This window comes from Frischella sp. Ac48, from assembly GCF_019641635.1.
In the GTDB taxonomy this organism is placed as follows: domain Bacteria; phylum Pseudomonadota; class Gammaproteobacteria; order Enterobacterales; family Orbaceae; genus Frischella; species Frischella japonica.
In genome coordinates this window covers 1-22,377 of the sequence record NZ_JAETXP010000009.1, presented here as the reverse complement: position 1 = coordinate 22,377, position 22,377 = coordinate 1, and the positions used below count along the sequence as shown (strand labels likewise).

The following is a 22,377-nucleotide window of genomic DNA, read 5'->3' as shown; positions in this document are numbered from 1 at the left end:
ATTATGTCAGTCAGTTTGAAAAAGGGGCAAGGAGTAAGTTTATCAAAAAGCCAATATGATTTATCTAACGTCACAATTGGCCTTGGTTGGGATGTTGCAGAAAAGAAAAAATCATTTATCCAAACGCTATTTAGTGGTGGAAATGAGGAATATGATCTTGATGTGGTCGCCTTTCTATGCAACAGCAATGGTAAAATAGCCAATCTAGGGAGTATACAAAATGGTAAACAAACCCTTGATAATGGTGATATCATTTTTTTCAATAATTTGCGACACAAATCTGGACACGTTTGGCTTACAGGTGATAATCGTACTGGTGAAGGCGATGGTGATGATGAACAAATCATTTTGAAGTTAAATGATCTTGATGTCACATATCAAAAAATCGTCTTTATCGTCCAAATTTATGATGCAACTAAACGAAAACAACATTTTGGTGAAGTCCAAAATGCCTTTATTCGAGCAGTAGACGCTAAAGGTTTAGAAATGGTTCGTTTTGATCTCTCAACTAGCTCTGAATTTAATCATAAACGCTCAATGATTTTTGCAGAATTAAATCGTGAAACAAGTGGTTGGCAGTTTAAAGCGATTGGTCAAGCCAGTGATTCCGATACATTCGTATCATATATACAAAGTTATTTATAATGAGAAGATTACCCGTTTATTTAGTGATTGATACATCAGGTTCAATGCGTGGCGAGTCAATTTACGCAGTGAATGTCGGTATACAATCAATGCTTAATGCTTTAAGACAAGATCCCTATGCGTTAGAAAGTGCTTATATTTCAATCATTACTTATGATAATGAAGCCAGAGAAGTGGTACCTTTAACCGCGCTGGAACAGTTTCAGTTTCAAGATATAACAGTTGCTAACGCTGGGGCGACCTTCACAGGTGCAGCATTAGAGTGCTTAATGCACAGTATGAATCGGGATATAAAAAAATCCAATAGTGAGCAAAAAGGTGACTGGCGGCCAATGGTTTTTTTAATGACCGATGGCAAACCTTCCGATATGTTTGCGTATACTGAAGCATGTAAATCCATCAAAAATTTTGCTATTGCTTCTATAATTGCCTGTGCAATCGGTAAAAAGGCCGATACTGATCATTTAAAATTACTGACATCACATGTTGTCGCTTTAGAAACATTAGATTCAAGTGCTTTTGCTGGGTTTTTTAAATGGGTATCCGCCAGTGTCGCATCTGGAAGTCTCAGTGCTGGAGTAAATAATAATTCCGATAATTTACCCGCACCACCTCCTGAAATACAATTAGTTTTATAATAATAGAGTATACAAAAATGAGAAGATTGCCGGTTTTTTTTCTTTTGGATTGTTCTGAATCAATGATAGGCGGTAATCTGGAGAAACTCAAAAAGGGGATCCAAAAAATCGTGACTGATTTAAGACGCGATCCCCATGCGCTTGAAACAGTATATATCTCAGTTATTGCTTTTGCCGGAAAAGCCAAAACCATTGTGCCACTTATTGATTTGATTTCATTTTATCCCCCGATGTTACCTATTGGGGGAGGAACATCATTAGGAGCAGCCTTACGTGAGTTACGGCAACAGATGGAGACAACACTTAAGAAAACTACATCGGAAAGCAAAGGTGACTGGAAACCTATCGTTTACTTAATTACTGATGGTCGTCCTACGGATAAAGTTCATGAAGAAATAAAAATTTGGCAAGAACAATATGCTAATAAAGCCAATTTTATTGCGATTAGCCTTGGTCATTCTGCTGATATGAGCATATTGCATCAGCTAACAGAAACGGTAATATTATTTAATGACAATAGCCAAGACGATTTTGCACAATTTATTAAATGGATAACCTCTTCTGTTTCTGCGCATAGCCAAAATATCAATCAAGATATCACATCAATTAATAGTTATAGTAATGTCCTTAGTTTTTCTGATGCGAAAGCATCTCAGTATTATGATGAAAATTGTGTTGTTCTGGTCGGTAAATGCTCAAATGTAAGACAACCGTATTTGATCAAATATACACTTGCCAATAATGTAACTGATCTGAATCACCAGCATAAATATAAGTTAGATGGGTGTTATCCAGTTGATAATGAATATTTTGACTGGAGTGATAATAAAAATACTGCATTATTAGTTAATACAAATCAATTAATTGGTGCACCAGGTTGCCCACATTGTGGTAACAATATCGCTTTTGCTGTTTGTAATTGTGGAAATCTTTTATGTATCGACCATACAGGTGACGCAATATGCCCGTGGTGTGAACAGCAGTTACAATTTAATATGGATAGCCCGGACGAGGATTTTGATGTGATAAGAGGAAAAGGATAATGTCTAAAACTGATGAGATTTACCAACAAATTATCGCTATAATTATTACAGGGATTTCTCAAGATAAGATCGCACAGTTAATACAACAAGAATCAGTTAAAAATAGTCTTGATAAAACTATTAAGTTGATTACCAACATCCATCAGCAATTAGAACAGACAATAGACGGCTATGGCGAATCAAATGATTATTTTTCAGTTAGTTTACCTTTTGCAGTACCGATCACACATTGGCTCGAGTATAAAACCAACAGCTCAATAGTATCTGCCATAGACAGCATGACAATTAGTGAAAAAAATATTAATCAATCTAATCTCCCAATATTCACGCAATTAATGGGTTATACACCACAATTTTGTCTACCTAATCTAAAAGTTGCTGAATCTTATTCAGCTGCCATTGAAGTTAAATCGTTTCCCGCAGATATTAATCTAATTATCGAACAGGTATTGTTTAATCATACCGATCTCAATCTTGATTATAATAATACGACCAAAACCATTGCAGGAACACCGCAAAGGGCCGGAACCTATACTTTACAAATTAAATGGCGGGTCGAGGGCTATGCAACTGAGTCGACAGAAATTGAGGTAATTGTTAATCCAGACCCTAATAGTTTATGGAAAGATATCCCGGCCGATGAGAAGGATCCCTATTTTAAACCTAGCCTTGCCAATCAATATATTGAATCGACTGAAATTAAAATTGCTGCGGCAAGTCGTCGTGGGCGCTCTCATGCTCACGTTGGCTCATTTCGAGATGATGATTTTTTCGTGGAACACTTAGCAAATGGATGGAATATTACCATTGTTGCTGATGGTGCAGGGAGTGCAAGTAACTCCAGAAAGGGGTCAAAATTAGCTGTTACTACCATAGGTGAATACCTTAAACATCAGCTTTTAGACACAGAGAATCAATCATTAGTGAACCTTGTTACACAATGGGATCATATTGCTACACAACAAGTAGGACTACAATTTAAAAATTGGTTTCGTGATGCGGCAGTACTAGCAATAAAACAGCTTGAAGTTGAAGCAGATAAAACAAACCATGCCTTTAAAACCTATTCTACAACGGTTTTAGCCGCAGTAACGTTGAAGCTCGGTAATGACTTTTTTGCTGCAACATTTTCCGTCGGTGATGGGGCAATAGCCGCATTTAGTTATAAAGATAACCTTCGCTTATTAAGCGTAGCTGATAGTGGCGAATTTGCTGGGCAAACACGATTCCTCGATAATACGATTATGCGTGAACTCGATTTTTACAATCGTATTCGGATCGGCAAATGGCAAGATATTGATTATTTTTTCTTAATGACGGATGGTATTTCGGATCCAAAATTTGAAACAGATTTTCAACTAAATAATAAAGATAAATGGTATCAATTAACTAATGAGCTGACCCCATATTTAGAAACAGCAACAGATCCATCAAAAGCATTATTAGATTGGATGACGTTTGCTTCTCCTGGCAACCATGATGATCGAACTTTAATTGTGTTATGGTAATTTAATAGAATAAATCGGTACTAAATATAAGAAATAGATATATGGCTAAAATTATAAATTGTGTGACTAAAAGTGGTAAACAAGTCAGTTATGTGGATGAAATTATCGGTGCTGGAACGATGAAAAACGTCTATTTTTCACCTGATAAATCCTATGTCATTGCATTTTATCAAAAACCACAAAATCAACAATCGCGTGAACGGATTGAAATGATTACTGGACGTTATTTCCAAAATATTTTTACTCAGCAAGGTGGTGATTATTGGTACAATCTATTTTGTTGGCCAACTGATATTGTTGAACATCAGGGACAATTAGGACTCGTTATCCCTACTTATCAAAAACATTTCTTTTTCAAATATGGTTCGAAAAATAATGATTTCCTGAATATAAAAGGACGAGAAAAAGAAGGCAAATGGTTTGCCAGTGCCAGCAATCGTAACAAATTTCTTGATCCACGTGAAAAAGGAACCTTACTGACCTATTTAAAAATATGTCTACAATTATCGCGTGCAGTAAGAAGAATGCATGCTGCCGGTTTATGTCATAGTGATTTAAGTTATAAAAATGTATTAATTGACCCTGAATTAGGTCACGCCTGTATCATTGATATCGATGGATTAGTTGTACCTGGAAAATTTCCACCTGACGTTGTAGGTACCCCAGATTTTATCGCCCCAGAAGTAGTCAAAACAGCCCATCTCAACAAAGATGATCCTAAGCGGGTATTGCCAAGTATTACAACTGATCGTCATGCTTTAGCGGTTTTAATTTATATGTATTTATTATATCGCCATCCTTTAAGAGGTGGCAAGGTACACGATATTAATGATGAAATGCGAGATGAATCGATGACAATGGGCGAAAAAGCCTTATTTATTGAACATCCGACAGACAAAAGTAATGCTGTTAAAATAAAACAAATCTCCCCAGCGGCATTACCATGGGGCGACCCAACGAAAATTCCTTATACTATAACTGGTCCATATTTATCCAAACTATTTGAACGTGCATTCATCGATGGTCTTCATGATCCCGCCAAAAGACCAACTGCTGATGAATGGGAAACCGCATTGGTTAAAACCATTGATTTAATTCAACCCTGTCAAAATAAACAATGTGAACAACAATGGTATGTTTTCTCAGGAAAAACTGCGCCATCTTGTCCCTATTGTGGTACACCTTATAAAGGTAAACTACCTATTTTAAACCTCTATTCATCCAGAATGACCGGCAGCTACCGCCCAGATGACCACCGTTTAATGGTATGGAGTGGACAATCGTTATTTCCATGGCATGTAAATCGATTGATCGCACCTAATGAACGACTTGCTGAAAACTTAAAAAAGAGAGTCGGCTATTTCATATTGCACAAAGATCAATGGTGGTTAGTCAATGAAGGTATTGAGCATTTAATGTCGCTTCCTGACAAAACAATAATTGCTACCGGAGATAAAATAGCGCTTCAAGATGGTACACAGTTTGTATTATCACGCGAAGATGGTGGGCGTTTAGTTGTTGTCCAATTAATTGACAATTAAAATATCTTTATATCTATTATTAGAAGTATATAATTAACTAATTAATTTCAATCATTAAACAATTAATTATAATTAGTTGATTGAATACATTTATTTTAAATTAATAGGAATCTAACATTAAAAATGAAAGTCTTTTTTGATTTTGACGGTACCTTAACCACTAAAGATTCATTATTACCTTTTCTTTTATTTGTTGTCGGTTGGCCGAGGTTTATATTAAAATCGATCTTTATATTACCTTTAATCTGTCGTTATTTCTTTAATAGAAATTTACGTGGACAAGTTAAAAATAAAGCCCTATTACTTTATCTATCAAAATATACACCAACGCAATTGGAGCAGTTTGTTACGCAATTCATAGATTCAATTTTACCGAGGATGATGCGTCCTGAAGGTATGGCTATATTAGAAAAACATGTTAAAAATGGCGACGAATGCATTTTGGTAAGTGCTTCAATTAATCTTTATTTAGTACCATGGGCAAAACAAAATCACTTTACCCATGTCATTGCAACGCCTTTTTTAGGTACACCGCCATTAATGATAGGCCAGAATTGTTATGGTGAAGAAAAAGTCGATCAAATTTTAAAACAATATCCCCAAATTCAAACTGAAAATTGCTATGCCTATGGTGATACCATCGGCGATATTCCGATGCTTAAATTAGCTAAAAAAGGCTTTATGTGGTCCAACAAACAACAACAATTTATCGAAATTAATGCAAAATAAATATTAATTAAATCTATCAACACCATTTAGGATAATATGGATAATAAAATAAAAAGAATTTGGTTTATGGAAGGTTTCTCGTCTCAACGAGACATCATTTTAGCCGTAAAGAAATTTATTAAAGAACAAAACCTGACAATAGAAATTTTTGCTTCGCATCGCGAAAATCGCAATGAAATTTTATCTGTTGCTGATTTTGCCTTCATTGAACCAACTGAAGAACACCAAAAGTTACCTTTTATTATCAACGTTCTTGCTCAATATCATATTGATGTTATGTATATTGTGAAAAATGCTATTTGGTTCGAACAACATCGAACACAAATTGAAGCAATGGGTGTGAAATTAATCACCGGCGGAAGTGATATAGATTTATTAAAATGCTCAAATAATAAAATGGATTTTGCCTTATTTATGCAACAGCATCAATTACCGGTTGTGCCTTCCATATTGATTGAACATTTAGAACAGTTACAACAACATATTGATAATCCTCCTTATGATTCATTATGTATTAAACCAGTACACGGTATTTATGGCATGGGTTTTTGGCGTTTTGATGACAATGTATCGGCAGCCAAAATATTTTCTCATCCTGAACAACGAGTAGTAAAACCAAGTGTATATCTTCAGCTTTATGCCGCAGCAGATACATTCCCACCAATGGTTTTAATGCCATATTTACATTCGCCAGAACATTCGGTCGATATGGTAGTCAATCGGGGGGAAGTAATATGTGCCATAGCTAGAGAAAAGCACGGGTCAAAACAATATCTTAAAAATAGTGGTCCCGCTTATGAACTTGCTTGTCGCTGTGCAAATATCATGCAGGCAGATGGACTAGTCAATGTTCAAACACGGATGGACAAATCCGGTCATCCACTACTATTAGAAATCAATATGCGTCCATCTGGTGGTGTAGGCTATACCCAATATAGTGGGGTTAATTTAGCTGGTTTGATGGTCTTATTCCATCTCGATATCCTTAGCCAAGCACAAATTCAAACCTACTGCCAGCAACATTTCAAAACCGCTGAGGTGATTTCGGCAACCTCTGTAAATGAATATCCAGAAAATTTATCTAATCTAATCACAATATCATTATGAATTATAATAAAAAACAGTTAATCAGAGGCACACTTTCATTCAATTATCAAAAAGGAAAATTTTCAGCAGAAGATCTGTTTGATATTGCTGAAAGAAATAATCCTAAACGTGCCTTTTTATTTGTCAGTAAAATATTAGGTAAACATATTCCTGTTTCGCCAGCTAAGATGCGTAATAGTTATCGCGAATTAAGCCACATGTTACCGAATGACATTGCTGGTAACGCAGTATTCATCGGTATGGCAGAAACCGCTGTTGGATTAGCTGCAGGAGTATTCCATGAAGCAAAAAACAAGTTCGAACAGGCAATTCTATTAACGTCAACTCGCCATACGATGGATGCTGAATTGTTATGTGAATTTAAAGAAAATCATAGCCATGCAACTGATCATCTTATTTATTTGCCAACAGAACCAACGATGCGATCGTGTCTGAATCAAGCCAAGACGTTAGTATTAATTGATGATGAAATGACGACCGGTAACACATTTAGAAATCTTATCAGTGCCTTATTAGATACCAATTATTTAAAAAACATTGAAAATATCATTATATTAACGCTTATCAATTGGAATCAAAACCAACTTAGCCATAATAATATTACAATACAAACTTATGCTTTATTAAATGGCCAGTGGTCATGGCAACCTAATTTAAATGCCAAACCACCTATCATGCCGGCGGTTAATGTTACTAGTCAAAAGCATAATATTATCGTAGGTCCACAAGATTGGGGGCGATTAGGTATCACTCATAGTCAAGATAATTTAGGTCACCATGTTACCGCTCATCCTGGTAAAACTACTTTAGTAATTGGCACGGGGGAATTTCTGTGGAAACCATTTTTATTAGCAGAGCGTTTAGAACAACAAGGTGAGAAAGTATTATTTGCTTCCACCACCCGTTCCCCAATCGCACAGGGAATGGCAATAAAATCTGCTCTATCCTTTGCGGATAATTATGGACAAGGTATTCCTAACTTTATTTATAATATTGCTCATCAACAATTTGACAAAATCCGCTTATGTATTGAAACGTCAGTTGATAGTATTGATCCCACATTTATCCAACAATTAAAAACGATTTCATCTAATGTTGAGGTAATTTGTTATGCCTAATCCATTAACAAACAGACCAGTTGTTTTGACTGACTTAGATGATACGTTATTTCAAACTAAGCGCAAAATGCAACAAGAATGGCAAATTACAGCTCAACATATAGCTGCACTTGACCGAACACTCATGCCTCGCAGTTTTATGACCGAAGAGCAATTTTTATTAGTACAATGGCTACTACAATATGCTGATGTTATTCCCGTTACAGCACGTGGTACTGAAGAAATAAAACGGGTCAAATTACCGTTTCGTTCTTGGGCAATAACCACCCATGGCGCGGTAATCATAGATCCCAATGGACATTGTGATACAGCTTGGCAACAACAAATTTGCCACGCCATGCACCCTTACCGTCAGCGTTTAATCACTTTACAACAACAGATTGAGCAGATGATGCAACAACAAAAACTCAATGCATGGGTAAGAATTAATTATGAATATGATGATGTACCTATCTATTTTGTAATGAAACATCGTGATAGTAATCACATTGCAGAACTTTACCAATTTGCTGATGAGCTAGAAACCCTTTTGGATAGTGAAGGATTTTATATTCATCGCAATGGTAACAACATTGCGTGGATCCCCACCCCAATAGAAAAAGGTAAAGCAACCGCTTGGTTACTCGATAAATTAAAACGTGAAAGAGGCATTTTCCCAATATTGGGTATGGGAGATAGCTTGAGCGATTTTAGTTTTATGCAATTATGCAATTGGTTTTGTATTCCACAAAAAAGCCAGTTTTGTGACACCATTAAACAATCAATTTTTGGGAAAGCGTGATGATGGAGAATATTAAACCCTTTTCTGGTTCATATAAAACACAAGACGTACAATTCTTACTTAAACGTGTGGAAATGGCAACGACACCGGTAGAACTTAAAGAAAAATTAATCCAATCTGGCAAAAAGCACTATTCAGAGATGATCAGTCATGAACCTGAACCAACCAGTTGGCATTTAGATCTCTTTGAAAAAGCGATCCAAAAAGAAGGGTCGCGATTAGCCAAAGAAGTGTTACAACTTGCCATTTTCTTAGCACAACACATATCGACACCTATCGTATTAGTTAGCTTAGTTCGTGCCGGTGTGCCACTTGGTGTCATGTTGCAAAGAGCATTAAATGATCTGGGAAAAACCAGCTATCATTATGGTGTTAGCATTATTCGTGATCGTGGTATTGATACCACCGCAATGGATTGGATTGAAAAAAAACATGGACATGCAGGCATTGTTTTTGTAGATGGCTGGACCGGTAAAGGTGCAATTACCCAACAATTACAACAATCACTAGCCGAAAGACCGGGTTATCATGGCAGTCCAAAACTGGTCGTTTTAGCTGATCCCTGTGGTTATGCCTGGGCATCTGCCAGTGATGATGATTGGCTTATCCCATTTGGAATCATGGGTGCTCCCGTATCGGGCATGATTTCTCGTTCTATTTGGTTGAATGAAGGTTTACACGGTTGTATTGAATGCCATCATTTAACTCGATTTGAATGCAGCCAATATATAGCCGATATCGTTGATCAACATCGTTCCCAGATGGATTTAAAACAACTACCTGTTTTAAGCCTTAATCCAGATGAAAAACAAAAATTACGCTTAAAAAGTCAACAAGTTATTCATCATTTAGCCGATAAATATCATATTTCAAATTTAAACCGAATTAAACCTGGTATTGCTGAAGCAACAAGAGCAGTACTTAGACGTGTGCCCGATCATGTCCTCGTTCGAGATATTCATGATCCTGATGTTGAACTCTTAGTTTATTTAGCTAAGAATAAAAATATTGAAATTATTGAAGATAAGAGTCAATTGGGTAATTATCGTGCAGTCACTATTATAAAAAAGGTTACTTAATGAATAAGACGATATCACCATGGAATATTGGTTCCAGTTTATATATTCCGGCAAATCATCCCGATCTGACAAAAATTATTATTAATAATAAATATCCGACTCTTAAATCAATAATAATTTGTCTAGAAGATGCGATTAAAAGTGAAGATATTTTGTTTGCTAAACACAATTTACAGCAAACCATGTTACAAGTCGCCAGTTTTTATACAAATAACCCATCTGGTAATCAGTTACCGCTTATTTTTGTACGCCCCAGAAATATTGCCATGGCAAAATGGATTATTACCAATGTTAACCTAAGCTATATGGTGGGTTTTGTATTACCAAAATTTGATGCAAATTGTCTAGATGATTGGTGGCAAGCTTTGCGCACAACATCACTCTATTGGATGCCAACGCTTGAAACACAAGATGTCTATAATATTATCAAAATGCAGCAATTATCTGATACTTTAAATGCTCACCCCTGTCGAGATAAAATTCTAGTATTACGTATTGGTGGAAATGATTTGATGAATGGTCTGCGTTTACGCCGTCATCGCAATATGACGCTTTATGATGGACCAATTGGTTACCTAATCAAAATGTTAGTGACAGTCTTTGCGCAAAATAATTTTTATCTCACTGCCCCGGTTTGTGAACATTTTTCCGATAATGATTTATTAAGGCAAGAGGTGATCTTAGATATTAACCATGGTCTAATTGGAAAAACCATTATCCACCCTTCACAACTCACAGTCATTGATCAGGCCTATCGTGTTTCACAACAAGAATTCACAGAAGCACAACAAATATTAGCCACCACACAAGGTGTTTTCAAAGTAAATGGCTCAATGTGTGAACCGACGACCCAACACCGTTGGGCAGCCGATATTTTAGAACGAGCAAAATATTTTGGAATTTATTAATCAAATGTTATCATCAGCAAATAATCATTTTAAATACTATTAAAATCAGAAAACTTTAGGGATAGAGGAAATTTACATGGTATCACTAAGTAAGAATCAAGCTGTTTCGCTTAAAAAACAATCACCCACATTAAATAGACTCCATTTTGGTCTTGGCTGGGATCCTGCAAAATCACTAAAGTCGGTAACGCCAATAACAACAGTAAACAAAAGTTTTTTTACTAAATTGTTTGGCACAAAAAATAATAACGATAACAATGATACTTATGATGTTATCGATATTGATTTAGACGCTAGTTGCGTAATGATAGATGTTATGGGAAATGTGCTCGATTCTGTATGGTTTGATAACCTCGAATCAGAATGCGGTTCTGTCATCCATACTGGCGATAATTTAACAGGTGAAGGTGAAGGTGATGATGAAGTTATTTTAGTCGAACTAGCGAGATTACCTTTTAATGTTGAATATTTGGTATTTACTGTAAATAGTTACTGGGGGCAAACTTTTAATGAAGTCGATAATGCCTTTTGTCGGGTGTTAGATCAAAATAATCAAGAATTAGCACGTTATCAATTAACGGAGCAAGGTCCGCATACTGGAATTATTATTGCCACATTAAAACGTAATGGTGGTTCATGGGATTTTATCGCCCAAGGTTATCCTTGTACAGGTGAAACCGTTGAAGATATGTATTCAGAAATTATTAAAAAGGTGGTAATACAATGATTAATCTATCTTTAGGTGCTAATATAGTCCTTAATCAAGGTGTAATCAATATTAAAATCAATTCTGGCTTACCTGTTGATGCCTCAGCATTTCGATTATTTGCCAATGATAAAGTTAAAGATGATTTAGATATGATCTTTTACGGTCAACCAAAAAATCAAGATGCTTCTATTATTTGGCAACAAACCCATAATAATAATCATGAGTTTCGGGTTGACTTGACAAAGTTATCTGCCGAAGTACAAAAAATTGCTTTTACTATTACTTGTGATCAATACTCGCCAATTAGTCAATTAAAAAATTTATCGATTCAACTCGATTGTAATAATGAAGTCATCGCACTTGGTGAAGTTGATATCAACAACCGACAAGAAAAAGCGCTGATTATGGGAGAAATTTATCGTCGTAATACCGAATGGAAATTTAGATTTATTGCACAGGGATTCAATGGTGGATTAAAACCTTTAGCCGAACATTTTGGTGTCAATGTCATCGATGAACCGACGCCTCCCGTTCCTACTTCTACAGTAAATAATACCACCACAAGCAGTAGTGTAAATTTAAATAAAATTTCATTATCTAAAGATAGAACATCCGTCAGTCTTTCGAAAAGAAATGATTATGGAAAAATTGGCATAAACTTAAACTGGAACAAACAAGAACAGCCAACGAAAAAAGGATTCTTATCAGAGTTATTTAATCGATCTCCAAATATTGACTTAGATTTAGCGGCCTTTGTAAGGTTAAAAGATCAGAGTATTCATGTGATTCAAGCGCTTGGTAATTGTTTTGGCTCATTTCAATCCCCATGTTATGTTGAACTTATGGGTGATGATCGTACTGGTGCAAATCAAGATGGTGAATGGATATACATTAATGGCTCACATTGGAATAATATTGATGAAGTGTTAATTTACACCTTTATTTACGAAGGACTGCCTAATTGGAGCCAAGCCGATGGTGTCGTCCGCATTCATGTACCTGATCAACCTATCATTGAAACATTTCTCACCGATGGCAATAACAGCAATGTCTTATGTGCTATAGCACGATTAAAAAATGATAATGGGGCAATAAACGTCGAACGTATTAATCGCTATTTTCGTAGCCAAAGAGAATTAGATTATGCCTATGGTTGGGGTTTTAGATGGAGTGCAGGGAGAAAATAAATTAAGTAATTAATTGTGTTAAAATCCCTATAAATCATTAAAATATAAATAGAAGTAAGAAAGTCGTTCTAAAACAATATTATAGTAAACTATATGATGTTTTAGAGCTAATAAATAAATTTATAAATAAGTTAGGATGAAAATGACAACAACATTTCTTGGTTTCCCAATTCAAACCGCCATTGTATTTGTAGTTTTATTGGTTGGTGCCCTTTTTATTGATCTCTTTTCACATCGTAAAGATAGTGTAATTAGTTTAAAAAGTGCTGCACTTTGGTCTGTGTTTTGGATTGCCGTATCCATGCTATTTGCAGCATATCTTTTTTACGATTTTGGTTCTGAGGTCGGAAGTTTGTTTTTAACCGGTTATGCCTTAGAAAAAGTGTTGTCAGTTGATAATCTCTTTGTGATGATGGCCATTTTCTCTTGGTTTTCCATACCAAGCAAATACTGGCATCGAATTTTGTATTGGGGCATTATAGGCGCCATTATATTTAGAGGTATTTTTGTAGTTATAGGAACGGGATTACTTAGTTTAGGTTCATATGTTGAGTTAGCGTTTGCACTAGTGGTCGGGTGGACTGCAGTAATGATGCTAAAAAGTAATGATAATGAAGAAGAAATCGAAGATTATTCTCAACATTTGGCTTATCGTTTAGTTAAACGATTTTTCCCCGTTTGGCCAAAAATATATGGTCACAATTTCTTTATTAATCGGCAACATGTCGATGAAGAATTAACTAAACCCGAAAATAAAGATCTTGTGGTAAATCGCACAGCAAAATCTGCCATCTATGCCACGCCTCTATTTTTATGTTTAGCAGTTATTGAAATTTCCGATGTCATGTTTGCATTTGATTCAGTGCCAGCTGTTATTGCGGTAAGTCGCGAACCATTGATAATTTATAGCGCAATGATGTTCGCCATTCTTGGCTTACGTAGTTTATATTTTGTTTTAGAAGCATTAAAACGATTTTTAGTGCATCTCGAAAAATCCGTTGTTGTCATATTATTTTTTATTGCTTTTAAATTATTTTTAAATGCCTCAGAGCATTTATGGCATCATGGTTATAGTATTTCAGCTACAGCAAGCCTAATTATCATATTAGTTGTATTAGCTATCGGTATTATTGCCAGTTTTTTATTCCCTTCTAAACAAGAAGATGAAAATAAGTAAATGTAATTTAATAATACAAGGAGTTTAAAATGGGTGTTTCACTTTCTAAAGGTGGTAATGTTTCTTTAAGTAAAACTGATCCAGGTATGAAGAATGTCCTAATTGGATTAGGTTGGGATGTACGTGCTACCGATGGTCAAGATTATGACCTTGATGCTTCAGTTTTCCTTTTAGCTGACAATGGCAAAGTGCGTAGTGATTCAGACTTCATATTTTATAATAACTTACGTTCAGCTGATGGTTCTGTCGAACATACGGGTGATAATAGAACCGGTGAAGGTGAAGGTGATGATGAATCAATTAAAATCAAACTGGATAAAATTCCCGCTGATGTTGCTAAATTAGTGTTTGTGGTAACCATTCACGATGCTACAGTTCGTAAACAAAGCTTTGGTCAAGTTACAGGGGCATTTATTCGCTTAGTTAATGATGATTCTCAAATTGAAGTTGCTCGTTACGATTTAACCGAAGATGCTTCTACTGAAACAGCAATGTTATTTGGTGAACTTTATCGTCATAATGGTGAATGGAAATTCCGCGCTGTTGGACAAGGCTATGCCGGTGGTTTAGCTTCAGTATGTCAACAATATGGTATTAATGCATCTTAATCTGGAGGTATTATAAATGGCAGTATCATTAGTTAAAGGTGGCAATGTATCATTAACTAAAGAAGCACCTACTATGACTGTAGCTATGGTTGGCTTAGGTTGGGATGCAAGAGTTACAGACGGACAAGCATTTGATTTAGACGCTTCCTTATTTATGGTTAGCGAGAATGATAAAGTCTTGTCAGATTCTCATTTTATTTTCTTTAATAACAAAACGAGCCCGTGCGGCTCAGTTGAGCATCAGGGCGATAACCTAACTGGTGAAGGTGACGGCGATGATGAACAACTTAAAATTAACTTAACGCAAGTGCCAGCTGATGTAAAAAAACTGGTATTTAGTGTAACTATCTATGATGCTGAAAAGCGTAAGCAAAACTTCGGTATGGTAAGTAATAGCTTTATTCGCATTTTTAATAATGATACTGGTGTTGAAATAGCGCGTTTCGATCTGTCAGAAGATGCTTCAACAGAAACCGCTATGATATTCGGTGAACTATATCGCCATGGTTCTGAATGGAAATTCAAAGCCGTCGGTCAGGGATTTGCCGGTGGTTTAGCTGCCGTTGCTGCAAACTATGGTGTTTCCATTTAACCTTTTTCACAGCATGTAAACGAATAAAATATTAATTAGTCTACTTTTTAGGTTTTCCTATAAATTGACTTAACATTTTATTAAACGTTGCAATAAAGTAATTAAAAAGCAAAATAGTGTCCTTTTGGGCACTATTTTTTATTCCTCTATTATGTATTTTACCTTCACGTTATCTATTGTTTAACCCAATTGGCTGCGTTAAAAATCCCACATTGATCATTTAAAATAGATTGTATGGGAAAAATAAAACCCATATTTAATTGTTACAATTGATATATATCGAAAGTTATCTAGGTTAAAATGTCTCAGTTACAACAATGTGAGCAATTATTAGAGATTATTTATGGAGCAACAAAATATTATTATGACAACCAAACAAGCGATAAAGGGTCGGATTCACTCTTATGAATCCTTTGGTACGGTGGATGGTCCCGGTATTCGTTTTATCGTTTTTTTTCAAGGCTGCCTAATGCGTTGTCTGTATTGCCATAACCGCGATACTTGGGATCTTAAAGCAGGTCGTGAAGTTACCGTTGATGAGCTGATGAAAGAGATTGTAACTTACAAACATTTCATCATTCCCAATGGCGGCGGGGTTACTGCTTCAGGTGGTGAAGCCATGCTGCAAGCCGAGTTTGTAACACAATGGTTTAAAGCCTGTCATGAGCAAGGTATTGGCACCTGTTTAGATACTAATGGTTATGCACGTAATATTGATGCAACGACCAATGCTTTAATGGAACAAACTGATTTAGTTATGCTTGATCTTAAACAACTTAACGATGATATTCATCAAAAACTAGTCGGCGTATCGAATAAACGTGTTTTAGAATTCGCCAAATATTTGCAAAAAATTAATAAACGCACATGGATTCGTTATGTGGTTGTACCGGGTTGGTCTGATGATGATGATTCAGCCCATCGTCTAGGTAAATTTATTCAAGGTATGCAAAATATTGAAAAAGTCGAAATGCTTCCTTATCACAAAATGGGGGCATACAAATGGGCTACCTTAGGCGATAAATATATGTTGGAAGGAGTCGAACCACCACCACGTGAAACTATGGATCGTATTCAACAAATTATCCAAAGCTATGGCCATGAAGTTACCTTTAGTAAATAGTGATTGTTATCAAATCATGGTGATTACAATTAAAAAGGGGCTAATCTTAATGATGCCCCTTTTATTTTTACTACCATTTTTAATTTAATTGTTTACGCGCATTACGGAACATTCGCATCCACGGACTATCTTCGCCCCAATTATCAGGATGCCATGAATTGCTCACCGTTCTAAACACCCGCTCTGGGTGTGGCATCATAATCGTTGCTCGACCATCTGGCGTAGTGACGGCTGTAATACCGCGTGGCGAACCATTTGGATTAGCTGGATAATCCTCGGTAACAGTTGCAAAATGATCAATATAGCGCACGGCGACTAACTGTGATTGTTCCAATGCATTTAAATGTGCATTATCCTTAACCTCAACACGTCCCTCACCATGTGATACCGCGATAGGCATATGCGATTGAGCCATACCATCAAAAAAGAGTGATGGACTGTTTTGAATTTGCACTAAACTAAAACGTGCTTCAAAACGTTCAGATAAATTACGAACAAAACGTGGCCATAACTCAGCGCCAGGTATTAACTCTTTGAGGTGTGACATCATTTGGCAACCATTACATACTCCTAATGATAAGGTATCTGAACGTTGGAAAAATCTCGCAAAGGCATCACGCACTGCAGGATTAAATAAAATTGACTTAGCCCAACCACCACCTGCACCTAAAACATCACCATAAGAGAAACCACCACAGGCAACTAATGCTTGAAAATCATCTAATTGCGTTCTGTCTGATAAGAGATCCGTCATATGAACATCAAACGCAGCAAATCCAGCACGATAAAATGCAGCAGCCATTTCAACATGAGAATTCACACCTTGTTCACGCAATATCGCAATTTTAGGTTTAATACCTTTTACAATATAAGGTGCAGCAATATCCTCATGAATATCAAACGTCAATTTAACGTTCAATCCTGGATCCTCTTCACGCTGTTTGGCAAAGTGTTCATCATCAGCACATTCTGGATTATCTCGTAACCGTTGCATTTGCCACGTTGTTTCAGCCCATACAGTTCTTAACAGGCTGCGTTTTTGTTGGTAAATCAATTGCTGATTATGAATAATGGTTATCTGATCGCCCACCGTTGCCTGACCTAGATCATAAACATAATCAGCCAGCCCAAAAGAAGCTAAACAATGATTGACATCCCTCAGAGCGTTATCAGCAACCTGAATAACACAACCAAGCTCTTCAGTAAATAATGCGGTGATTGGATTATCGCCTAAAGCTGAAATATCTATGGCTAAACCACAATGCCCTGCAAAAGCCATTTCTAATAATGTGACAATCAATCCCCCGTCAGAACGATCGTGATAAGCAACAATCTGACTTTTTTCCACTAACTGTTGCATTGCTCGATAAAAGTTCGCCAATACTTCCACATTTCGGACATCGGCAGCTTGATTACCTAAATGACGATAAACTTGTGCTAATGCAGTAGCTCCTAAGGTTTGCTGTCCACAACCTAAATCAATAAACAATAAACGATTAGCCGATGTCGTTAATTGCGGTGTAACCGTTTTTCGCACATCTTCAACGCGCGCAAATGCTGAAATCACTAAAGATAATGGTGCTGTCATCTCTTTTTGAATACCATTTTCATGCCATGTTGTTTTCATTGACATGGAGTCTTTACCCACTGGAATGGCTAACCCCAAAGCAGGGCAAAGTTCTTCACCAACGGCTTTTACTGCGGCATATAACCCTGCGTCTTCACCTGCATGACCGGCCGCCGCCATCCAATTAGCCGACAATTTTATCCGTTTTATATCACCAATCTGGTTGCCTGCAATATTAGTTAATGCCTCACCAACTGCCAATCTGGCAGAGGCAGCAAAATCGAGTAAGGCTACCGGTGCTCGTTCTCCCATCGCCATTGCTTCACCATAATAACTATCTAAACTAGCAGATGTAACAGCACAATCGGCAACCGGAATCTGCCAAGGTCCAACCATTTGATCACGCGTTACCATCCCAGTTACCGAGCGATCACCAATGGTAATTAAAAAGGTTTTTTCTGCCACAGCGGGTAGATGAAGGACTCGTTTAATCGCATCAGCAATATCTATTTTTTCTAGCGCCAAATGATCACCGGTAGCCTGTTGTGAGGTGACATTACGTAACATTTTAGGCGTTTTACCTAGTAGCACATCTAGCGGTAAATCAATGGGATTATTGTTAAAATATTCATCATGCAAGACTAAATCTTGCTTAGCCGTCGCTTCACCAATAACGGCATAAGGCGCCCGTTCTCGCCGGCATAATGCCTCAAATAATGATAAACTTTCGGGTGCAATCGCTAATACATAACGCTCTTGAGATTCATTACACCAAATTTGTAACGGCGACATTCCCTGCTCATCGTTTAATATTTTGCGTAATTCAAACTGTCCGCCACAACCGCCATCACTCACTAGTTCAGGCATAGCATTAGACAATCCCCCAGCGCCGACATCATGAATAAATAAAATTGGATTGTTTTCGCCCAATTGCCAACAATGGTCAATTACTTCCTGGCAGCGTCGTTCCATTTCGGGATTATCACGTTGTACGGAGGCAAAATCTAAATTTTCGTCTGATTGACCGGAAGTCATTGATGAGGCAGCTCCCCCCCCTAAACCAATATTCATCGATGGACCACCTAATACGATTAATTTTGATCCGGGTGGAAATTCACCTTTTTGAATATGTTCCTTACGAATATTACCTATACCACCGGCTAACATGATTGGTTTATGATAACCGCGTAATTCCTTACCATTATGACTTTGCACTTCTTCTTCATAAGTGCGGAAATACCCAAGCAATGCCGGACGACCAAATTCATTATTGAATGCTGCACCACCTAAAGGACCTTCAAGCATAATATCTAATGCCGAAACAATACGATCAGGCTTACCAAAGTCCTCTTCCCATGGTTGCTCAAAATTCGGGATCCGTAAATTAGATACGGAAAAACCGACTAGGCCCGCTTTTGGCTTCGCTCCTCGACCCGTTGCACCTTCATCACGAATTTCACCCCCACTCCCCGTTGCCGCACCCGGCCAAGGTGAAATAGCAGTCGGATGGTTATGTGTTTCCACTTTCATCAAAATATCAGCATATTCTTGATGAAATCGATAGCTATTATTATCACTATCAGCAAAAAAACGCCCCACCATTGAGCCATCCATCACCGCTGCATTATCTTTATATGCTGAAGAGACAAACTCTGGTGTTTTTTCAAAGGAATTTTTAATCATTTTAAATAATGATTTCGTTTGCGGTTTTCCATCAATTATCCAATCAGCATTAAAAATTTTATGCCGACAATGCTCAGAATTTGCCTGCGCAAACATATACAGTTCAATATCACTCGGATTACGTTGTAATTGATTAAAACTTTCCAATAAGTATTCAATTTCATCGCTTGCTAGCGCTAATCCCAATTGTTTATTGGCTTCTTCCAATGCTTGGCGACCTTGCGTTAAAATATCAATTGTAGTTAATGGCGCTGGCTGCTGTAAGGAAAATAATTGTTCAGCATCCGCTAAATTCGTTAATACACTTTCCATCATACGGTCATGAATTAATGCACTGAACTCAGTGAATTGAGACTCTGTTAACAATTCACCTTCAATACAGTAAACAATCCCATGTTCAATTCGTCTAATCTGTTTTAAACCACAATTATGTGCGATATCGGTGGCTTTTGAAGACCATGGTGAAATTGTACCAATTCTTGGGATCACCACAAAAATCTGTCCAGTTAATTCCTGTTGTTCAGCATGAGGACCATAGCTTAATAACTGATTTAAGGTCAACTTTTCATCACGTTCTAATGGCGCAGATAAATCAACGAAGTGTACATATTCAGCATAAATTTTTTCAATAAGGAGGTGTTGATTATGACAAAGAGTAAGCAATTTATTTATACGAAAGGTCGATAATGCAGGTGAGCCACGTAAGATTTCCATAATAATTCTCTTTTATTAAGATTATAATCGGCTAACTGAAAATAGAGCATTAGTATAAATGAAAATGGTTAAAATTTAAATTATCTCTTCAGTGAAGTGAATGATAAATCATGACTTATTATCAGATTACTTTTCAGCAAAAACTATTATTTGACGTTCAATTTAACCTAGCATATGCTTTGGTAGCAATTTAGCTTTAAACCTTAAAGTTAGTATTTGCCTATAAATAAAAAATAGCTTCATATTAATTATTATCTGATACCACTAACGTTTAGCAAGGAAAAACTATGTTAATACTCCGTGCCAATGATATTCAGCAAATTTATACTATGCGCGATGCTATCGAAGCGGATAAACAAGCTTTGAAAAGTTACACTGAAGGACAAAGTGATGTCCCCTTACGTAACCATTTCCGTTCACAGCATGGGCAAACACTGATTATGCCAGCCCACATCAAAGATTTAGATATTTGTGGTTTAAAAGTCGTATCAATTTTCCCAGCTAATCCACAATTAGGCAAACCAGCCGTTCCCGCACAAGTTTTTATCCTTGAGCCACAAACAGGTGAAGTCTGTGCAATGATTGACGGTACTTATTTAACACAACTACGTACCGGAGCCGTACAAGGTGCCGCGACCGAATTATTGGCTAAAAAAGAGTGCGATAACGCAGTATTAATTGGTACTGGTGGGCAAGCTGCCTCACAGTTAGAAGCCATGCTAACCGTAAGAAAATTGAAAAATGTGGCAATTTATGGGTTAAATAAAGCTAAAGCTCAGCAATTTATCTATGATATGAATCATCGATTTGCCCATTTTGGTGCTAATATGTATTATTCCCAAAATCTTGATGCAGACATTGCCAAAGCCGATATTATTACAACTGTTACAACATCACATCAAGCAACCTTTAATGGTGCATTAGTACAAGCAGGTACACATATTAATGGAATCGGTTCTTACACACCCGAAATGCATGAAATTCCGGAAAACATTGTTAAACAAGCATCATTAAAAGTCCTAGATACGAAAGAAGGTGTATTTAGCGAAGCCGGTGATATTATTGACCCAATACAAGCTAACCTCGTTAAACCTGAAGAATTTATCGAACTAGGAGAATTAGTATTAAATAGACAATATGGGCGGCAAAATGATCAGCAAATTACACTCTTTAAAAGTGTGGGTACGGCAATATTAGATGTCTATGTTGGTTATGATATTTATTGCAAAGCAAAAGCCATGAATATTGGTATTAACATTTAATTAATTACAGACAAAATACAATGATTTTATAACCTTTAATAAGGTCTATTGATGGAAATTATGTCAAACTACTTTATAAAAATACTCACTATCGCTAGTGAGTTATGTCATTTTTTGATATTTATACCATAGCTAAGGTTGAGCGTGCCAATATAGGTTTTACATTTTTCTAAATGCGAAAAACAATTTAGTTTGGATCATACCTCAATTGGTATTTCAGATAGTTTTTAAAGGGTTATTCGTTAAGCCAAATTCGAACCAAGATATTAACCACTAAAATCAGCACTAGCAAAGCTAAGCGTACAGAATGTTTTCACTTCACTTGATACCTTTTTTATGAGAAAGGTTGATTCTATTCTGCCAATTAAATTTGCGTTTATTTGTTGCTAATGCTTAAGCCCATGTAGCGGTTGGACCGAGTTTAATCATTGAAACAATAACCCCTTACAAAAAAGCAATGCTGTGGGTATCGCTTTTATCATCGCTACCCTAAAGAGCACAGCCCCCCAAAACCGTCCAATTAAATTTAGATGAATAAACAATAAATTAGTTTAACAATAATAATATTTATTTCTAATATTAAACATAAAGCTTGAATGCCCATCAAAGATAAACTACGCTTTCGATTAATGGATTTAGATAACTATATTTAAACTAA

At 36.4% G+C, this 22,377-nt stretch carries 19 protein-coding genes; 18 read left to right on the top strand and 1 reads right to left on the bottom strand.

The features are described 5' to 3' along the window. Window positions 1-3 precede the first annotated feature (3 nt). The 17 genes from JMI89_RS04890 (at window position 4) to pflA (ending at window position 16,493) form a co-directional block, all read left to right on the top strand. Window positions 4-645: a TerD family protein gene (locus JMI89_RS04890; RefSeq protein ID WP_187754437.1), complete on the top strand. Its 642-nt coding sequence runs from the start codon at window positions 4-6 to the stop codon at window positions 643-645. Continuing rightward, window positions 645-1,283: a VWA domain-containing protein gene (locus JMI89_RS04885; RefSeq protein ID WP_187754436.1), complete on the top strand. Its 639-nt coding sequence runs from the start codon at window positions 645-647 to the stop codon at window positions 1,281-1,283. Before JMI89_RS04890 ends, JMI89_RS04885 begins: the two co-directional genes overlap by 1 nt. Window positions 1,284-1,300: 17 nt before the next feature. Next, window positions 1,301-2,326 carry a TerY-C metal binding domain-containing protein gene (locus JMI89_RS04880; protein ID WP_187754435.1) on the top strand — a complete coding sequence of 342 codons (1,026 nt, stop codon included), beginning with the start codon at window positions 1,301-1,303 and terminating at the stop codon, window positions 2,324-2,326. Continuing rightward, window positions 2,326-3,834 (top strand): PP2C family serine/threonine-protein phosphatase, encoded by a 1,509-nt coding sequence (locus JMI89_RS04875; protein WP_220679469.1) that lies wholly within the window; start codon window positions 2,326-2,328, stop codon window positions 3,832-3,834. The genes JMI89_RS04880 and JMI89_RS04875 overlap by 1 nt, the downstream gene beginning before the upstream one ends. Window positions 3,835-3,875: 41 nt before the next feature. Then, on the top strand, window positions 3,876-5,375 hold the full coding sequence (locus tag JMI89_RS04870; RefSeq protein ID WP_187754433.1) for a helix-hairpin-helix domain-containing protein: 1,500 nt from the start codon (window positions 3,876-3,878) through the stop codon (window positions 5,373-5,375). Window positions 5,376-5,498: 123 nt separating this feature from the next. Next, window positions 5,499-6,104 (top strand): HAD family hydrolase, encoded by a 606-nt coding sequence (locus tag JMI89_RS04865; protein ID WP_220679468.1) that lies wholly within the window; start codon window positions 5,499-5,501, stop codon window positions 6,102-6,104. Between the two features lie 36 nt (window positions 6,105-6,140). Then, window positions 6,141-7,211: an ATP-grasp domain-containing protein gene (locus JMI89_RS04860; protein WP_220679467.1), complete on the top strand. Its 1,071-nt coding sequence runs from the start codon at window positions 6,141-6,143 to the stop codon at window positions 7,209-7,211. Then, complete coding sequence (locus JMI89_RS04855) at window positions 7,208-8,329, top strand: phosphoribosyltransferase domain-containing protein (RefSeq protein WP_187754431.1); 1,122 nt, start codon at window positions 7,208-7,210, stop codon at window positions 8,327-8,329. Before JMI89_RS04860 ends, JMI89_RS04855 begins: the two co-directional genes overlap by 4 nt. Beyond that, a complete protein-coding gene (locus tag JMI89_RS04850) occupies window positions 8,322-9,110 on the top strand; it encodes an HAD family hydrolase (RefSeq protein WP_220679466.1) in 789 nt (262 codons plus the stop codon). Before JMI89_RS04855 ends, JMI89_RS04850 begins: the two co-directional genes overlap by 8 nt. A 2-nt stretch (window positions 9,111-9,112) precedes the next feature. Beyond that, window positions 9,113-10,189 (top strand): cysteine protease StiP family protein, encoded by a 1,077-nt coding sequence (locus JMI89_RS04845; protein WP_187754823.1) that lies wholly within the window; start codon window positions 9,113-9,115, stop codon window positions 10,187-10,189. After that, window positions 10,189-11,097, top strand: coding sequence for an HpcH/HpaI aldolase/citrate lyase family protein (locus JMI89_RS04840; protein WP_220679464.1), 909 nt, complete (start codon window positions 10,189-10,191; stop codon window positions 11,095-11,097). Before JMI89_RS04845 ends, JMI89_RS04840 begins: the two co-directional genes overlap by 1 nt. A gap of 76 nt (window positions 11,098-11,173) precedes the next feature. Continuing rightward, entirely contained in the window at window positions 11,174-11,824 is a 651-nt protein-coding gene (locus JMI89_RS04835) for a TerD family protein (protein WP_220679463.1), read from the top strand. Beyond that, the gene (locus JMI89_RS04830) at window positions 11,824-12,993 is read left to right on the top strand and encodes a TerD family protein (RefSeq protein ID WP_370633719.1); all 1,170 of its coding nucleotides are present in this window, start codon (window positions 11,824-11,826) and stop codon (window positions 12,991-12,993) included. Before JMI89_RS04835 ends, JMI89_RS04830 begins: the two co-directional genes overlap by 1 nt. A 142-nt stretch (window positions 12,994-13,135) precedes the next feature. Further along, window positions 13,136-14,170, top strand: coding sequence for a TerC/Alx family metal homeostasis membrane protein (locus JMI89_RS04825; RefSeq protein WP_187754426.1), 1,035 nt, complete (start codon window positions 13,136-13,138; stop codon window positions 14,168-14,170). A gap of 29 nt (window positions 14,171-14,199) precedes the next feature. Continuing rightward, on the top strand, window positions 14,200-14,778 hold the full coding sequence (locus JMI89_RS04820) for a TerD family protein (RefSeq protein WP_187754425.1): 579 nt from the start codon (window positions 14,200-14,202) through the stop codon (window positions 14,776-14,778). A 16-nt stretch (window positions 14,779-14,794) separates the two neighbouring features. Beyond that, on the top strand, window positions 14,795-15,370 hold the full coding sequence (locus JMI89_RS04815; protein WP_187754424.1) for a TerD family protein: 576 nt from the start codon (window positions 14,795-14,797) through the stop codon (window positions 15,368-15,370). Window positions 15,371-15,713: 343 nt separating this feature from the next. Continuing rightward, a complete protein-coding gene (gene pflA / locus JMI89_RS04810; protein ID WP_220679461.1) occupies window positions 15,714-16,493 on the top strand; it encodes a pyruvate formate lyase 1-activating protein in 780 nt (259 codons plus the stop codon). A gap of 79 nt (window positions 16,494-16,572) precedes the next feature. On the opposite strand, the gene purL is transcribed toward pflA, so the two are convergent. Beyond that, window positions 16,573-20,457 carry a phosphoribosylformylglycinamidine synthase gene (gene purL, locus JMI89_RS04805; protein WP_220679460.1) on the bottom strand — a complete coding sequence of 1,295 codons (3,885 nt, stop codon included), beginning with the start codon at window positions 20,455-20,457 and terminating at the stop codon, window positions 16,573-16,575. Window positions 20,458-20,744: 287 nt separating this feature from the next. On the opposite strand from purL, the gene JMI89_RS04800 reads away from it, so the two are divergent. Further along, on the top strand, window positions 20,745-21,719 hold the full coding sequence (locus JMI89_RS04800; RefSeq protein WP_187754423.1) for an ornithine cyclodeaminase family protein: 975 nt from the start codon (window positions 20,745-20,747) through the stop codon (window positions 21,717-21,719). The last annotated feature ends 658 nt before the right edge of the window (window positions 21,720-22,377 follow it).

What these genes read in the sequence shown, in the direction of transcription:
- JMI89_RS04890 (WP_187754437.1), top strand. Translation starts at nt 4, where the DNA reads ATGTCAGTCAGTTTGAAAAAGGGGCAAGGAGTAAGTTTATCAAAAAGC.
- JMI89_RS04885 (WP_187754436.1), top strand. Translation starts at nt 645, where the DNA reads ATGAGAAGATTACCCGTTTATTTAGTGATTGATACATCAGGTTCAATG.
- JMI89_RS04880 (WP_187754435.1), top strand. Translation starts at nt 1,301, where the DNA reads ATGAGAAGATTGCCGGTTTTTTTTCTTTTGGATTGTTCTGAATCAATG.
- JMI89_RS04875 (WP_220679469.1), top strand. Translation starts at nt 2,326, where the DNA reads ATGTCTAAAACTGATGAGATTTACCAACAAATTATCGCTATAATTATT.
- JMI89_RS04870 (WP_187754433.1), top strand. Translation starts at nt 3,876, where the DNA reads ATGGCTAAAATTATAAATTGTGTGACTAAAAGTGGTAAACAAGTCAGT.
- JMI89_RS04865 (WP_220679468.1), top strand. Translation starts at nt 5,499, where the DNA reads ATGAAAGTCTTTTTTGATTTTGACGGTACCTTAACCACTAAAGATTCA.
- JMI89_RS04860 (WP_220679467.1), top strand. Translation starts at nt 6,141, where the DNA reads ATGGATAATAAAATAAAAAGAATTTGGTTTATGGAAGGTTTCTCGTCT.
- JMI89_RS04855 (WP_187754431.1), top strand. Translation starts at nt 7,208, where the DNA reads ATGAATTATAATAAAAAACAGTTAATCAGAGGCACACTTTCATTCAAT.
- JMI89_RS04850 (WP_220679466.1), top strand. Translation starts at nt 8,322, where the DNA reads ATGCCTAATCCATTAACAAACAGACCAGTTGTTTTGACTGACTTAGAT.
- JMI89_RS04845 (WP_187754823.1), top strand. Translation starts at nt 9,113, where the DNA reads ATGGAGAATATTAAACCCTTTTCTGGTTCATATAAAACACAAGACGTA.
- JMI89_RS04840 (WP_220679464.1), top strand. Translation starts at nt 10,189, where the DNA reads ATGAATAAGACGATATCACCATGGAATATTGGTTCCAGTTTATATATT.
- JMI89_RS04835 (WP_220679463.1), top strand. Translation starts at nt 11,174, where the DNA reads ATGGTATCACTAAGTAAGAATCAAGCTGTTTCGCTTAAAAAACAATCA.
- JMI89_RS04825 (WP_187754426.1), top strand. Translation starts at nt 13,136, where the DNA reads ATGACAACAACATTTCTTGGTTTCCCAATTCAAACCGCCATTGTATTT.
- JMI89_RS04820 (WP_187754425.1), top strand. Translation starts at nt 14,200, where the DNA reads ATGGGTGTTTCACTTTCTAAAGGTGGTAATGTTTCTTTAAGTAAAACT.
- JMI89_RS04815 (WP_187754424.1), top strand. Translation starts at nt 14,795, where the DNA reads ATGGCAGTATCATTAGTTAAAGGTGGCAATGTATCATTAACTAAAGAA.
- pflA (WP_220679461.1), top strand. Translation starts at nt 15,714, where the DNA reads ATGGAGCAACAAAATATTATTATGACAACCAAACAAGCGATAAAGGGT.
- purL (WP_220679460.1), bottom strand. Translation starts at nt 20,457, where the DNA reads ATGGAAATCTTACGTGGCTCACCTGCATTATCGACCTTTCGTATAAAT.
- JMI89_RS04800 (WP_187754423.1), top strand. Translation starts at nt 20,745, where the DNA reads ATGTTAATACTCCGTGCCAATGATATTCAGCAAATTTATACTATGCGC.